Genomic DNA, 13494 nt, shown 5'->3' on the forward strand with positions numbered 1-13494 from the left:
AATCTTTTTCCGATTTTGCTCATCATCTCTGAGCTAATCTTATTAATCCTCATTCCTGAGATATATCAATTTATATTAGCTGTTCTATCGAACAGGTTAATTACTGATCCCCAGACCTTAATCTTTGAGACACTGTATCTTAGCCTGCACTACAAAAGTATCAGCTTATTTAATTCAACAGCTACAAATATGAAAAAACTGTATTACAAGTCACAGAATTTTTTTCTTAATAATCCATTAATAATATTGCAATAGGAGAACCGCTTTTAGCCCTTGTTTTAGCGGCGCTTCGACTAGTATAGTAACAGCCCACAATCGGGATGACTGGATTCGAACCAGCGGCCCCTTCGTCCCGAACGAAGTGCGCTACCAAGCTGCGCCACATCCCGTGAGAAAAACACAAGCAATAAAAATAATACTTCTCCCACTATAACATAAAAACTATCAGTTTTTCTAAGTTAGAATTTAATTTACAAACATCTTGCTTGGAACTGGAGTAAGATATATTGTATTGGGTGGAATTTACAGCGATGTCTTAATAGTCTCCGCACCTGAAGGTGCAGAGATTGTCACAGATATCACACAACTCCACTCCTGGTCAAACGCTAGTGCTGTAAAAGAGAGGGGCAAGCATTATGACAACTACAAGCATTTCTAAGAAAGAAATCGCCGCCATGACACCAAAAGATGTCAAAGATTTGGCTGCTCGTCTGGAACTAGATAATTATAGCAATGCTTTTGATGGTTTAAATGATTGGCATCTACTACGGGCGATCGCCTTTCAGCGTCCAGAGTTGGTGGAACAATACGTTTACCTATTAGATTTGGAACCTTACGATGAAGGATAGAAACCGTGAAATCAATCTACCTTACAGGGAGAGGGAGTCCCTCACTTTTAGCCGCGTCAACTACCCATTTCTTTTAACATCTCTTCTACCCTAACCATCCCGTCCGCATCCCTACCAGTACGATATAGTCTTAGGGCTTGTCTTAAAGCATTACCAGCCTCTTGCATTTGTCTACGCTGTTTAAACATAGCACCTATTAACTCATACACCCGTGGGTTATTTCTATCTATTTTAGTTGCCTGTTCAAAAGCCCATTGTGCAGCATCATAATCTCCCAAACGGGTTTGACTTGCACCCAATCCTAAATAGGCATTGAAATTATTGCGATTAATCTGGATGGCACGACGGTAAGCCTCCTTAGCACCTACTGCGTCTCCTAGGTTCCCTTTAATATAACCAACAGCGTAGTAAAAGTCACTGTTGTTAGGATTGATAGAAATAGCTTGGCGGTAAGCAGATAATGACTGTGAAAAATTGCCTTGTTGAGCATACAAATAACCAATACCAGAATAAATTTTGGCATTTTTAGGCGCTAACTTGGCTGCATCTTGATAAACAGCAATAGCACCGCTGTAATCTCCTGAATCTACCAATTTTCGTCCCTGCTCTAACAATTCTCGTAGCTTACGATTATCAGCTTGTACTAGTAATACCTCTCCTGCTTGAGACTGAGTTGTCATCACAGGACTAACATTTGAAATCACGCTTAATATTAGCGTTGCTAAGAAGAAAGATGTTTGTTTGTATTGCATAACTTTTTGGTATTTTATTCATCAAGATTTGGTGTATTTGTTGTACTGGAAGGGAATGAGTCAGAACGCCTACCCAACTATCATTTTTAGCCATCAACCCTTTCTATAGCGTTCCCACTAAAGCTATATTTTGAGGATAAGATCAGCAGTTAAAACCCCTCCTTTATACTCCACTTGCTATCGGTAACTTTCCTGCACACTAGTCAACAAAAAGACTAAACCCCAGTCCCTACCTACAGATTCTGAAAAATATCCTTTGATCAGGATTAACAGCTAGAAAATATTGCGATTGTACTAAGAACTTAAACCCAATATGTCACCCGATTGAGCTGTATAAGCTTTCTAAGTCTAGTAAAGTCAATAAGTGACAAAAAGTGTTAAATATGTATATTTTGGGATAAAAGTAGTTAATAGAAAATGATAAAACTTACCTTTGGCGCTGATATTTGCCCATGAGTTGTGCCTTAGCCAAAACATGATTTTTCATAGCTACCATAATGTCATTTTTAGTTACACCAGGTGGGAAATTTAGCTGTTTATCTAATGCGTAAAGATGAAAAAAATAATGGTGGATTCCAGTTGGTGGACAAGGACCACCATAACCCAAGATATCAAAATCATTTTTACCTTGTATACCACCACCGGGGATATGCTGACTGTTGATTATCTTTTCTGACAATTGGTTAATTGTTGGGGGAATATCAAAAACAACCCAATGAACAAAGGTTTTTCCCGGTGCATCTGGGTCATCCATAATTAAGCATAAACTCACCGTTTCTGGAGGAACCTCATCCCAGACTAAGGGAGGAGAAATATTTTCACCATCACAGGTATACTTCATGGGAATTAAACCATGGTCAACAAAAGAACTGCTAGTTAGTTTCATGGGTTTTTGTACCTTAGAAGTTATAACTGTAGACACCTTTAGGCGAAAGGAACCCGTCTATCCAAACCTGACTTTTACCTAGGTTTCTACAATCTTAAAGATAGCAAAACTTTCATGAATAAAAACTCGTCTTTTAGTCATATATAATTGGTAGTATAGTCTACCACTTCAAAAATGCCTCCTCAAGGCCCTTTTCTCTTCTAATCTTTCCATCTGATTCAAACCAATTAATAATTTGCTTAGCTGTCAATTGCTCAATTGGTAGCTCATGCTCCTGAGCAATATGTTGTAAAATCCTCAAGGAAGAAATGGTCAGTCTGGTTAAAAACTTCTCAGAAGATGATAACAGAGCTGCATCAACCTGAGCGGATTCATCGGGGGTTAAAAATTCAGTTGATGATTGATTAGGTAGAGCTTCCATAAAATTTCTGGGTATGAGTTTACAATTACTACCAGTTCATTAAACCATAAAAAATTACGGTATGCAAAAACTACCCTAGGTCAAAACATAGAGTCTTTACACTACACTTGTTCGTCATTACAACTTGCCACTAGTTTCTCTTAATCAAGTAGACACATCTATGCTGCCCATCTATTAACCAGTGAGTTCTTTGCACACTACAATCGGGTAATATTGCTGCAAACATTTCCAGCTCATGTCCACACACACTAGGAAAAGACTCAGCAACATTAGAAATAGCGCAGGTGTGTTCCATAAATAAGAAGCCATGAGCACCCTCATGACCATCATCATTTTCTTCCACTGGGCGGAACTCAGCCATAAAACCTTCGGCCTTTCTTAATTCTACTAAGGTAGCTACCCTTTCTTCTAAACAACCCTGGCCAACCTTTTCCTGATATTCCTGGGCTTTCCGTTCCCACTGCTTTTGTAAAATAGTTTTTACCTGCTCCCTTCCCACAGTTTCCGCTAGGGTATCCAATAGCGAAACTGCAAACTCCCCATAACCACCACTAACCTTAGTGGCGCTTCTTTGTAAATACTCCTTACCTCCTGGACTCAAATGATAAATGTGTTGGGGTCTACCCATACCGGAATTTTCTGGTATGGAATACACAACCATCTCATCCGTCTCTAAATCTTTCAAATGCCTACGAATAGCCTGTGGACTAACTTCTAGGATTTCTGATAGTTGGCCCGCTGTGGCTTGAGAGTGTTTCAAAAGATACTGTAGGATATCCTGCTTAGTTGAGGACTGCTGGGTAGTCGCCATGTTAGTCCCAAAAAATTTTTCTAAAATTTGACTTAAACAACACTGTTGTTGTTAATCTATCGTACAATAGATTTGGGTTAAACAACAGCCTAGTTGTTTTACTCGCCGATTTCATTCTAGCAGTTTAGTGACTGAGTTAGTTACACCTTAACCGCTAAACCCATTGCTTATCCTTTAAAGAGAACACAATAGAAACGATGAGCGCATCCGTCAAGACCCTAGTTAACCAACCTTATAAGTATGGCTTTGTCACTGACATTGAAACCGACACCATACCCCGTGGGCTAAATGAGGAAGTTATCCGCTTAATTTCCGCTAAAAAACAAGAGCCAGAATTCATGCTGGAATTTCGTTTGCGTGCCTACCGTCAGTGGTTAAAGATGACGGAACCAATTTGGGCGCATGTTAACTATCCACCTATTAATTACCAAGATATTGTTTATTATTCTGCACCAAAACAAAAGAAAGCAAAACTGAATAGTTTAGAAGAAGTTGACCCAACCTTACTGGAAACCTTTGAGAAATTAGGTATTTCCCTATCCGAGCAAAAGCGACTGGCCAATGTAGCTGTGGATGCAATCTTTGATAGTGTTTCCGTGGCCACAACATTTAAAGAAAAACTGGCGGAGGATGGGGTGATTTTCTGCTCCATTTCGGAAGCATTGCGGGAGCATCCAGAATTAGTCAAGAAATATCTTGGTAGTGTGGTGCCCATTGGTGATAATTATTTTGCTGCTTTAAACTCCGCTGTTTTTAGCGATGGTTCATTTGTATATATTCCTAAAGGGGTCAAATGTCCCATGGAATTATCTACCTATTTTCGCATTAACTCCGGTGATACGGGACAGTTTGAAAGGACTTTAATTGTTGCGGAAGAAAGCAGCTATGTTTCCTATTTGGAAGGATGCACAGCACCAATGTATGATAGTAATCAATTGCATGCTGCTGTTGTGGAATTAGTTGCTTTAGATAATGCTGAAATAAAATATTCCACAGTGCAAAACTGGTATGCTGGTGATGAAAATGGTAAGGGAGGGATTTACAATTTCGTTACCAAAAGAGGTTTGTGTCAAGGAGTCAATTCCAAAATTTCCTGGACTCAAGTAGAAACAGGATCTGCTATTACGTGGAAATATCCCAGTTGTGTGTTAGTTGGTGATAATTCAATAGGTGAATTCTACTCTGTAGCTCTAACCAATAATCGCCAGCAAGCTGATACGGGAACTAAAATGATTCATATTGGTAAAAATACTCGTAGTACAATTATTTCTAAAGGTATTTCCGCAGGCAAATCAAGTAATAGCTATCGGGGTTTAGTCAAAATTAATCCTAGTGCCAAGGGTGCTAGAAATTATTCTCAATGTGATTCCATGTTGATTGGAGACAATGCCCAGGCCAACACATTTCCCTACATTCAGGTTCAGAATAATACAGGTAAAGTAGAACATGAAGCTTCCACCTCTAAAATTGGTGAAGACCAACTATTCTTTTTTGCCCAACGTGGTATTTCTGCTGAAGATGCGGTTTCAATGATGATTAGCGGTTTCTGTAAGGATGTTTTTAACCAGTTACCGATGGAATTTGCGGTAGAAGCTGATAAGTTATTGAGCTTGAAATTAGAAGGTAGTGTGGGTTAGTAGATCAAAAAGAGGATAGGAGCCATGATTATTGAGAACAGTGATTTGATTTTGTCCGTTAAAGATTTGCAAGCCCAAGTGGATGGAACTCCAATTTTGAAAGGAGTTAATTTAGAGGTGAGAGCAGGTGAAATCCATGCCATTATGGGACCAAATGGCTCTGGCAAAAGTACCTTGTCTAAAGTTTTAGCTGGACACCCTACTTACAGTGTCACCAGTGGTGAGGTAGTTTTTCAGGGTGCTAATCTTTTGGAAATGGAAGCAGAAGAAAGAGCTAGAAGTGGTGTATTCTTGGCCTTTCAATATCCTCTAGAAGTTCCTGGTGTTAGCAATTTAGATTTTCTGAGGGTTGCCTATAATTCTCATCGTAAAGCCAAAGGTTTACCGGAAGTGGATACTTTTGATTTTGATGATTTAGTAATGGAAAAGTTGGAAGTTGTGAAAATGAATTCCAGCTTTTTAGAACGCAGTGTTAACGAAGGCTTTTCCGGTGGTGAAAAAAAGCGCAATGAAATTTTGCAAATGGCTATTTTAGAGCCTAAATTAGCCATCCTGGATGAAACCGATTCTGGTTTAGATATTGACGCACTCAAGATTGTTTCTAACGGGGTGAATCAGTTGACAAATGCAGAAAATGCCACCATCATGATTACTCACTATCAACGACTTCTGGATTATATTGTTCCTGATTTTGTCCATGTGATGGCTCAAGGACGTATTATTAAAAGTGGTGGTAAGGAGTTAGCTTTAGAGCTAGAATCTCAAGGTTATGACTGGGTATTGGAAGAAGCTTTAGGAGTGGGTGTGTAATTATGACTATGGAAGTTTTCCCCCCTGCTGTTAGCGATTCTTTATTAGATTTGGATAAAGATGCTTTTTTAACTAGGTTGCTAAATCAGCTAAATGAGATTTGTCTATCAAAAGAACCAAGCTGGTTAGAACAAGTTAGGACTAATGCGACCAAGTGGGTGCGTCACTCGGTGATTCCTACTACCCGAGATGAAGAGTGGCGTTTTACAGACCTATCTCCTTTACGGGAGATCAGTTTCGCATTAGGTTCTAATTTAGGTAGTTCCCAAATTGCCATGGAATCTTTTATGGAGGGTTTAGGTTTACCTGAAGCTACCCACCGGTTGGTTTTTATTAATGGTGTTCTCACACCAACTTTATCCCAGACTTCAGATCTACCCTCCGGTTTACATGTTGGTAACCTAAATTCTTTAGAAGATTCTGTTGCTCAGAAATATTTGGCGCAGTTTGACGGAACAAGAGATGTTTTTAGCGACCTAAATACTGCTGGTTTGAGTGATGTTGCAGTGGTATGGGCGCGCAAAAATGTGGTAGTTGAAGATCCCATACAGCTGTTATTTATTTCCCTGGTGGGAGAGTTCCCAACTTTTTGTCAACCCCGCTGTTTGGTAATTGCTGAAGGTAATTCCCAGATAAGTCTAATTGAGGAACATATTACCCTAACTACACCTTCACCACAAAATAATCCTAGTCCTGGTTTGAACAGTGGTTTTAACAACAGTGTGACAGAAATCTGGGTGCATGAAAATGCCCAGATCAATCATTCTAGAATTGTCTTGGGTGGTGATCATAGTTTTGATATTGGTAAAACTGCTGTAACCCAAGCAAGATACAGTCGTTATAGCTGTAATGCCATAACCATTGGTGGTAAAATTTCTCGTCACAACTTAGAGCTTGTACAAACTGGTGAACAAACTGAAACTAATCTCCACGGATTAACCGTTATTGCCCAAAAGCAATTGGGTGACACTCATAGCGCGATCGCACTGAACTATCCTTATGCTACTAGTAGACAATTACACAAACTTATTATAGGCGATCGCGCCCATGGGGTATTCAATGGTAAGATATTTGTTCCCAAATCTGCACAATTAACGGATGCGTCGCAGTTAAACCGGAATTTGCTTTTATCATCAAAAGCGAGAGTAGACACCAAACCCCAATTAGAAATTACCGCTGACAATGTTAAGTGTGCCCATGGTGCAACCGTTAGTCAACTAGAAGACGATGAAATCTTCTACCTGCAAAGTCGGGGAATAGGAGAAACGGAAGCGCGTAAGTTATTAGTTAATGCTTTTGCAACAGAAGTTATTAACCTAATTCCACTTGCTTCCTTGAGAGAGAAGCTGTTAAAAACAGTTAGCTCTCTAGTCAATAACTAAGAAATCAGATAATCAAAACTAGCGAAATATGACATTTACATCAACTAAAACCCTAGCAGATCAAGTTCGTTCAGACTTTCCCATTCTTCAACAAAAAGTTCATGATAAACCCCTAGTTTATCTAGATAATGCAGCTACTTCTCAAAAACCAACCTTAGTATTGAACACTTGGCGGAATTACTACGAAGAGTATAACTCCAACGTGCATAGGGGTGCGCATTTTTTAAGTGGAAAAGCTACGGATGCTTATGAAGCAGTAAGAGATAAAGTGGTTAATTTTATCCAAGCAAAATCCCGTCAGGAGATAGTTTTTACCCGCAATGCTAGTGAAGCCATTAATCTAGTGGCTTACAGTTGGGGAATGAACAATTTACAACCAGGAGATGAGATTATCCTCTCTGTAATGGAACACCATAGTAATATTGTCCCCTGGCAATTTGTGGCTCAAAAAACCGGAGCAGTCCTGAAATTTGTAGAATTGACACCTGCACAAACCCTAGATTTAGACCAGTTTAATAACCTAATTTGTGAAAAAACTAAACTGGTATCTATTGTGCATATTTCTAATACATTAGGTTGCATTAATCCAGTCCAAGAAATAGCTAAAATTGCTCATAGATACGGAGCAAAATTCCTACTAGATGGATGCCAAAGTGTTCCTCACACCCCCATCAACGTCCAAGACATTGACTGTGATTGGTTAGTTGCATCTGGACACAAAATGTTAGCTCCCACCGGTATTGGCTTCGTATACGGTAAATTAGAATTACTAGAATCCATGCCACCATTTTTCGGTGGTGGAGAAATGATTGCAGAAGTATATTTAGACCATTCTACCTATGCAGAACTCCCCCACAAGTTTGAAGCTGGTACACCTGCTATTGGGGAGGCCATAGCTCTGGGTGCAGCAATAGACTATTTAACTAATATAGGGATGGATAAAATCCATGCTTATGAAGCAGAATTAACTAGCTATTTATTGGAGCAACTAGCACAAATACCCCAACTAACAATCTATGGACCAAAGCCAGATATTCATGGTGAAGGCAGAGCCGCTTTAGCGTCTTTTACTGCCAAAGGTGTTCACGCTAATGATTTAGCCACATTACTAGACCAAGAGGGTATAGCTATACGTTCCGGTCACCATTGTACACAACCATTACACCGTTATTTAGACTTAGCAGGAACCGCACGAGTAAGTTTATCTTTTTATAATACCCGTGAAGAGATAGATGTATTTGTTAACACTTTGAGAGAAACATTAGATTTTTTTGCCAGTGTTTTTAGCGAATAGACCGACATAAATAAATAGACCGACATAAATAAATGTATTGGGAAAAAAAAATGGACTTTGTGAACATAGTGGGATTAGCTGCGGGAACCCTAACAACAATTGCTTTTTTACCTCAGATGTTACAAACCTGGAAAACCAAGTCAGCAAAAGATGTTTCTTTTGCGATGTTGATTACATTCATGACTGGGTTGTTCTTATGGTTTATTTATGGTATTATGCTAGGCGCGACACCGATTATTCTGGCCAATGGTGCTAGTTTGTTTTTTAACCTAATTATTCTGGGTTTGAAGGTTAAGTACAGGTAAGAGGAAATATAGCTTTAATGCTATTAAATCCCCATACCACCCACCATCAGCCCATTAAAATAACAGTGTCAATAACATGAATGACACCATTGTCGGCCTCAATATCTGCTGCAATAACTGTAGCATTTTTAACTTCAAAACCATCATTACAATCAATTTTGATTGGTGAACCTTCTACGGAATTAACCGTGCCCAATTGTGCTAAGTCAGATTTGGTCAATTTTCCGGGAACTACATGATAGGTTAAAATTCTTGCTAACTGTGGGATATTTTGCAATAGGGTGGTAATGGTACCAGGGGGTAGTTTAGCAAAAGCATCATCAGTAGGTGCAAAAACTGTAAAAGGACCTGGACTTTTGAGAGTTTCCACCAAATTAGCTGCTTGTACGGCCGCTACTAAGGTTTTGAATGAATCATTCCCAACTGCAATATCAACAATATCAGCCATTAATGCCACCTTTTATCTACCGAGGGATATTTACAAATTGTAAATCATTGAGAGGTTAGGTTGCTCATCTCTCCTATCTACAGCTGTAATTGCTAGTTTTTCTCAAACTAGTTGACAAAAATTCTCAATCAAGTTAGAGTTTTATATAGTGTTCTCCTCTCTTTAAAGGATAGGCAAGTGGGAGTAGTCTTAGTGGCTAGTCCCTCTTTTTTTGATAATTATTCCTAATAATCAATTGTTTTGGACAAAATTTGTTTTAACTTCTCACAACTTTTTTGAATACTGTAGCTGGTGTCATCTTATTGATTTTTTGGGTAAAATGAAGTTAAACGGACAAAAAATCCTGTTCATAACTTTTTTAAAACCCTAGTTGAACTCAGGAAGGAGAATTATGGCATCCGCACAAAAACTTACAAACGTCAATATTGGGATCAGTGAACAAATGAGAGGTAAAATTGCTGAGGGTTTATCCTGTCTATTGGCCGACACCTATTCACTTTACCTGAAAACTCATAATTTTCATTGGAACGTCACCGGTTCAATGTTCCAAACTCTACATTTAATGTTTGAGACCCAATACACTGAATTAGCCTTGGCAGTGGATTTAATTGCTGAGAGAATTCGTGCACTGGGTTACCCCGCCCCCGGAACTTATAGCGAATATGCTCGACTTACGTCCATTCCAGAAACTTCAGGAGTTCCCAAAGCTAAGGAAATGATCCAATTACTAGTGGAAGGTCAAGAAGCAGTGGTGAGAACTGCACGCTCCATTTTTCCCTTGGTAGATGAGGTCAATGATGAACCTACTGCGGATTTGTTGACCCAAAGGATGCAAATCCATGAGAAAACTGCCTGGATGTTAAGAAGTTTACTGGAAGACTAGGACTGGAACAACTGTCTGGTTCTAGCAGATACGATCGCCCCTGATACAATCGGGAAGAATAAGTAGGGAGGCACAATTATTTGTAGGGGCCATGGCGTAGGGGGTGTTGGGTTTCATACTTCAACCCAACCTACGTTCATCTTATATTTAATTCCACCCACCCACTTACTTCATAAAAGGATTCCCTTGATGAATCCAACTGGCAATCGCTCCTCATTTTAGTATAAACTTCAGTAAAATGGCTCTGAACAGGTTTAACAGGTGTAGCAAAATCAAGTCAGTAGAGATTGGAATTATTGGTGGCAGTGGTTTATACAAAATGTCAGCATTTGGGAGTCAAATACTTACTTTCAGCTAGTGCTGTTGGTTCCTTAAGAGCGGAGGTAAAACCACTGGATATGGTGATTCCTGATCAGTTTATTGACCGGACTAAAAATCGTGTTTCTACCTTTTTTGGAGAGGGAATTGTGGCTCATATTGCTTTTGGCAATCCCATTTGCCAAAATTTGGCAGCAGTTCTAGCAGATGCGATCGCATCTTTGAATTTACCTGATGTTACTCTTCACCGTGAAGGTACTTACTTATGTATGGAAGGCCCTGCTTTTTCTACCAAAATTGAAAACGGCAGTGATTTTTGCTAATCCCAACAGTCATTACAGCAACAGTCTCAGAGAAGCATTTACTAGGAACTTTGAAAAACTAGGTGGGTCTGTGGTTCGTTACCCGCTGATTGATTTAACCAATCCCTTGTTAGATATACGCAGGGAGATATCAACTACAGAATGAAACATCGGGATATCCACTCCAGTTCTCAGAAGACAAGGAGCGGTTGGGATAAGCGGTTTTGGTCACTGTTAAAGATGGTAGGTTTGAACCTGTGACAATGGGTTGTAAAATGTCTGGTTATCTAAGAAGTAGCTGTCACTGGAGCGATGATCGAATTTATCAATAAGCTGTGGTGGAGTCAGCACTTTAATAAAATTTAACGGTAATCACTGAATAAATCGGTTATACTTAGGTGGGCAAGTGGAATTAAATATTAAGATGAACGTAGGTTGGGTTGAAGTATGAAACCCAACGCCCCCATGGGTCACCCCATTTCGGGAGTTTGAGCAAAAAAAAAGCCCTGCTGATGATCAATCTGACATTGCCAATATGGCCATTATTGGGAATGTGAATAGGGCGGTACGGGAAATAGCTCCCCTACCTCGAGAAACTATAGAGTCTTCATTTCTTCGATGCTATCCATTTGACCAACTACTCTACCGTTCTATTCTGTTCATGGTGACAATGATTGGTACTTGCTCCTTAATTTTTTTGAGTATTGCAGTACTTGGTATTTATCGTTTATCTAATCCATGCACACCAAATGAAAAGAAAGCACTTGGTATTTTATGTTTAGAAGGCTCAGAAACTAAATCAATAATTAATTCTAATGGAAATGATCCGAAAGTTTCAATTGAACAAAATAATGACTCAGCTGAAAAACAGGGAAATCCTTTAGCATTAGCAGTGGTTTTGCCATCCTCTGAAAACATAAGCAATAACAATGTTACGGGAAATGTATTGAATGGAGTAGCCAAAGCACAGGACGAATTTAATAAAAAACAGAAGCAAAAAAATAGTAGATTAGTCAAAATATTGGTTGAGTATAGTCAACAATCGGATGCACCTAAGAAAGCAAAGGAATTGGTAAATAACCCATCAATACTGGGAGTAATACATTATTATTCTCCCTATTCTGCTGATACTAATGATCTCATATCAGTCTACGAGAAGGGAGGAGTACCCTTTATTTTTCTGTCTACCCAGGATATGAAACCACAGGGATCCATCCTAACTACAAATATTGGACCTGATAGCGCTAACAAGCTAGCTGAATATGTTTACAAAAACTTAAAATTAAAAAGTGCAACAATTTTTGCTAATACAGGTACTAACTATACCAAAGCTATGGCGAAAGAATTTGAAAGTAGTTTTCAAAAACTGGGTGGTAAGGTAGATGAGGTGATTGATCTACGAGATAAGGAGTTTGACACCGAAGAAAAAGTTAATCAACTGAAATCTCCAGTTGCTGTCTTGTTTCCAGATCGAGAAAATAGTCAGAAAGCAGTTGATATTGCCAATGTAAAGTATGAATCATCAAGTGAAAAAGTCCGAAAGTTAAAATTATTGGGTGGAGATACCCTTTATGGAACTAATATCTTGATAGGAAAACCAGTAGAAGTAATGGTTTTATCAATACGTCAGTTTAACAATAGGGTAACAAATAATGCCACTCAAGTTCTAATTAATTCTTTAGGTTCTAATCCTAACAGAGAGTCAGTCCTAAAAAATATGCAACGCCAGCAAAAAACTATCTTGGTGAAAATCCAAAATAGTGAATTTGTCATCCTCAACCCAAAACCGTGAGCTGGTGTCATCTTATTGATTTTTCGAGTAAAGCGAACGCTTATTTTAGCGTACCAGTCAGCTACCTTTACATTGGGGTATCTCACCTTAAAAAGCATTATTCGTAGGGCTTTGGCTATTTCCGGAGATGTCTAATTAATGTTTCTAGATTTTTGGCTACCTGTTGAGAACAATAAACTCCTTTATAGAGTTCTGAAACTACGATGATGGATAGATAACACTGGCTAAAGTAGCGATTGAATTTAGCAACAGCTTGAGGGTTTTCGTTGAGTAGTGCTATGCAAATGTTGGTATCTAGTAGATACATTAGTCGTTATCCTGATTATCAATTGAGTCTATAATTCTACCTTGATAAGTATGGCGTTCTTGGTCAATTTCTGCAAATATTTGGGTTAATTCAGGTTGATTTTTCCAAGTACCGAATAATTTATTTAGTTTAGCTAGTCTCTCCTGTTCTGTTAATGGTTGTTTTGGTTTTCTGATTTGGTTTTCAATAAATTCTAAGTCTACTATGATTTCTGTTCCATCTGGAATATTGTTAAGTTGTTCTAATATTTCTATATTCTGTCCCCGTTTTATGCCTCTAACTTTCATTTTCAATTTCC

At 38.8% G+C, this 13494-nt stretch carries 14 protein-coding genes, 1 tRNA gene and 2 pseudogenes; 9 read left to right on the top strand and 8 right to left on the bottom strand.

What is annotated here, in order from left to right; genetic code table 11:
• Positions 1-315 precede the first annotated feature (315 nt).
• Positions 316-389: transfer RNA gene (locus C6N34_RS14455), tRNA-Pro, on the bottom strand.
• Positions 390-635: 246 nt separating this feature from the next.
• Between C6N34_RS14455 and isiD the strand changes: the two genes are divergently transcribed.
• On the top strand, positions 636-848 hold the full coding sequence (gene isiD, locus C6N34_RS14460; RefSeq protein WP_057177187.1) for a protein IsiD: 213 nt from the start codon (positions 636-638) through the stop codon (positions 846-848).
• A 56-nt stretch (positions 849-904) separates the two neighbouring features.
• On the opposite strand, the gene C6N34_RS14465 is transcribed toward isiD, so the two are convergent.
• From C6N34_RS14465 to sufR, 4 genes are all read right to left on the bottom strand, one after another.
• Positions 905-1600 carry a tetratricopeptide repeat protein gene (locus C6N34_RS14465; protein WP_115539024.1) on the bottom strand — a complete coding sequence of 232 codons (696 nt, stop codon included), beginning with the start codon at positions 1598-1600 and terminating at the stop codon, positions 905-907.
• A gap of 427 nt (positions 1601-2027) precedes the next feature.
• Positions 2028-2486 carry a YbhB/YbcL family Raf kinase inhibitor-like protein gene (locus C6N34_RS14470; RefSeq protein WP_057177185.1) on the bottom strand — a complete coding sequence of 153 codons (459 nt, stop codon included), beginning with the start codon at positions 2484-2486 and terminating at the stop codon, positions 2028-2030.
• A 160-nt stretch (positions 2487-2646) separates the two neighbouring features.
• Entirely contained in the window at positions 2647-2907 is a 261-nt protein-coding gene (locus C6N34_RS14475; RefSeq protein ID WP_006277479.1) for a hypothetical protein, read from the bottom strand.
• A gap of 130 nt (positions 2908-3037) precedes the next feature.
• Positions 3038-3718 (bottom strand): iron-sulfur cluster biosynthesis transcriptional regulator SufR, encoded by a 681-nt coding sequence (sufR, locus tag C6N34_RS14480; RefSeq protein WP_115539023.1) that lies wholly within the window; start codon positions 3716-3718, stop codon positions 3038-3040.
• 197 nt (positions 3719-3915) lie between these two features.
• Between sufR and sufB the strand changes: the two genes are divergently transcribed.
• Genes sufB through C6N34_RS14505 form a run of 5 tightly spaced genes read left to right on the top strand, consistent with a single transcriptional unit; the run spans position 3916 to position 9146 of the window.
• The gene (gene sufB, locus C6N34_RS14485) at positions 3916-5355 is read left to right on the top strand and encodes a Fe-S cluster assembly protein SufB (RefSeq protein WP_057177183.1); all 1440 of its coding nucleotides are present in this window, start codon (positions 3916-3918) and stop codon (positions 5353-5355) included.
• 24 nt (positions 5356-5379) lie between these two features.
• On the top strand, positions 5380-6165 hold the full coding sequence (gene sufC / locus C6N34_RS14490; RefSeq protein WP_057177182.1) for a Fe-S cluster assembly ATPase SufC: 786 nt from the start codon (positions 5380-5382) through the stop codon (positions 6163-6165).
• Between the two features lie 2 nt (positions 6166-6167).
• Entirely contained in the window at positions 6168-7547 is a 1380-nt protein-coding gene (gene sufD / locus C6N34_RS14495; RefSeq protein WP_115539022.1) for a Fe-S cluster assembly protein SufD, read from the top strand.
• Positions 7548-7575: 28 nt separating this feature from the next.
• Positions 7576-8841, top strand: a complete 1266-nt coding sequence (locus C6N34_RS14500; RefSeq protein ID WP_115539021.1) for a SufS family cysteine desulfurase — start codon at positions 7576-7578, stop codon at positions 8839-8841.
• 50 nt (positions 8842-8891) lie between these two features.
• The gene (locus C6N34_RS14505) at positions 8892-9146 is read left to right on the top strand and encodes a SemiSWEET transporter (RefSeq protein WP_115539032.1); all 255 of its coding nucleotides are present in this window, start codon (positions 8892-8894) and stop codon (positions 9144-9146) included.
• A gap of 46 nt (positions 9147-9192) precedes the next feature.
• On the opposite strand, the gene C6N34_RS14510 is transcribed toward C6N34_RS14505, so the two are convergent.
• Positions 9193-9594: a fasciclin domain-containing protein gene (locus C6N34_RS14510; protein ID WP_115539020.1), complete on the bottom strand. Its 402-nt coding sequence runs from the start codon at positions 9592-9594 to the stop codon at positions 9193-9195.
• Between the two features lie 391 nt (positions 9595-9985).
• Here C6N34_RS14510 and C6N34_RS14515 point away from each other — a divergent pair, with 391 nt between their 5' ends.
• The 3 genes and pseudogenes from C6N34_RS14515 (at position 9986) to C6N34_RS14525 (ending at position 12889) form a co-directional block, all read left to right on the top strand.
• Positions 9986-10477, top strand: coding sequence for a Dps family protein (locus C6N34_RS14515; protein ID WP_057177178.1), 492 nt, complete (start codon positions 9986-9988; stop codon positions 10475-10477).
• 323 nt (positions 10478-10800) lie between these two features.
• A pseudogene (locus C6N34_RS14520) lies at positions 10801-11100 on the top strand (phosphorylase family protein); the annotation flags it as partial.
• Positions 11101-11632: 532 nt separating this feature from the next.
• The gene (locus C6N34_RS14525) at positions 11633-12889 is read left to right on the top strand and encodes an ABC transporter substrate-binding protein (protein WP_115539019.1); all 1257 of its coding nucleotides are present in this window, start codon (positions 11633-11635) and stop codon (positions 12887-12889) included.
• Positions 12890-13025: 136 nt separating this feature from the next.
• Here C6N34_RS14525 and C6N34_RS14530 read toward each other — a convergent pair.
• A pseudogene (locus tag C6N34_RS14530) lies at positions 13026-13196 on the bottom strand (type II toxin-antitoxin system VapC family toxin); the annotation flags it as partial.
• Positions 13196-13483, bottom strand: a complete 288-nt coding sequence (locus C6N34_RS14535) for a hypothetical protein (RefSeq protein WP_006277489.1) — start codon at positions 13481-13483, stop codon at positions 13196-13198. The pseudogene C6N34_RS14530 and the gene C6N34_RS14535, both read right to left, overlap by 1 nt.
• Positions 13484-13494 lie beyond the last annotated feature (11 nt).

Origin of the sequence: Cylindrospermopsis raciborskii Cr2010 (assembly GCF_003367075.2) — a bacterium.
GTDB classification, from domain to species: Bacteria; Cyanobacteriota; Cyanobacteriia; order Cyanobacteriales; family Nostocaceae; genus Raphidiopsis; species Raphidiopsis raciborskii.

Excerpts from the sequence above, each read along its gene's own strand:
- C6N34_RS14475 (WP_006277479.1), bottom strand. The coding sequence starts at position 2,907 with ATGGAAGCTCTACCTAATCAATCATCAACTGAATTTTTAACCCCCGAT.
- sufR (WP_115539023.1), bottom strand. The coding sequence starts at position 3,718 with ATGGCGACTACCCAGCAGTCCTCAACTAAGCAGGATATCCTACAGTAT.
- C6N34_RS14515 (WP_057177178.1), top strand. The coding sequence starts at position 9,986 with ATGGCATCCGCACAAAAACTTACAAACGTCAATATTGGGATCAGTGAA.
- isiD (WP_057177187.1), top strand. The coding sequence starts at position 636 with ATGACAACTACAAGCATTTCTAAGAAAGAAATCGCCGCCATGACACCA.
- C6N34_RS14465 (WP_115539024.1), bottom strand. The coding sequence starts at position 1,600 with ATGCAATACAAACAAACATCTTTCTTCTTAGCAACGCTAATATTAAGC.
- C6N34_RS14505 (WP_115539032.1), top strand. The coding sequence starts at position 8,892 with ATGGACTTTGTGAACATAGTGGGATTAGCTGCGGGAACCCTAACAACA.
- C6N34_RS14510 (WP_115539020.1), bottom strand. The coding sequence starts at position 9,594 with ATGGCTGATATTGTTGATATTGCAGTTGGGAATGATTCATTCAAAACC.
- C6N34_RS14500 (WP_115539021.1), top strand. The coding sequence starts at position 7,576 with ATGACATTTACATCAACTAAAACCCTAGCAGATCAAGTTCGTTCAGAC.
- C6N34_RS14535 (WP_006277489.1), bottom strand. The coding sequence starts at position 13,483 with ATGAAAGTTAGAGGCATAAAACGGGGACAGAATATAGAAATATTAGAA.
- C6N34_RS14525 (WP_115539019.1), top strand. The coding sequence starts at position 11,633 with ATGGCCATTATTGGGAATGTGAATAGGGCGGTACGGGAAATAGCTCCC.
- sufC (WP_057177182.1), top strand. The coding sequence starts at position 5,380 with ATGATTATTGAGAACAGTGATTTGATTTTGTCCGTTAAAGATTTGCAA.
- C6N34_RS14470 (WP_057177185.1), bottom strand. The coding sequence starts at position 2,486 with ATGAAACTAACTAGCAGTTCTTTTGTTGACCATGGTTTAATTCCCATG.
- sufB (WP_057177183.1), top strand. The coding sequence starts at position 3,916 with ATGAGCGCATCCGTCAAGACCCTAGTTAACCAACCTTATAAGTATGGC.
- sufD (WP_115539022.1), top strand. The coding sequence starts at position 6,168 with ATGACTATGGAAGTTTTCCCCCCTGCTGTTAGCGATTCTTTATTAGAT.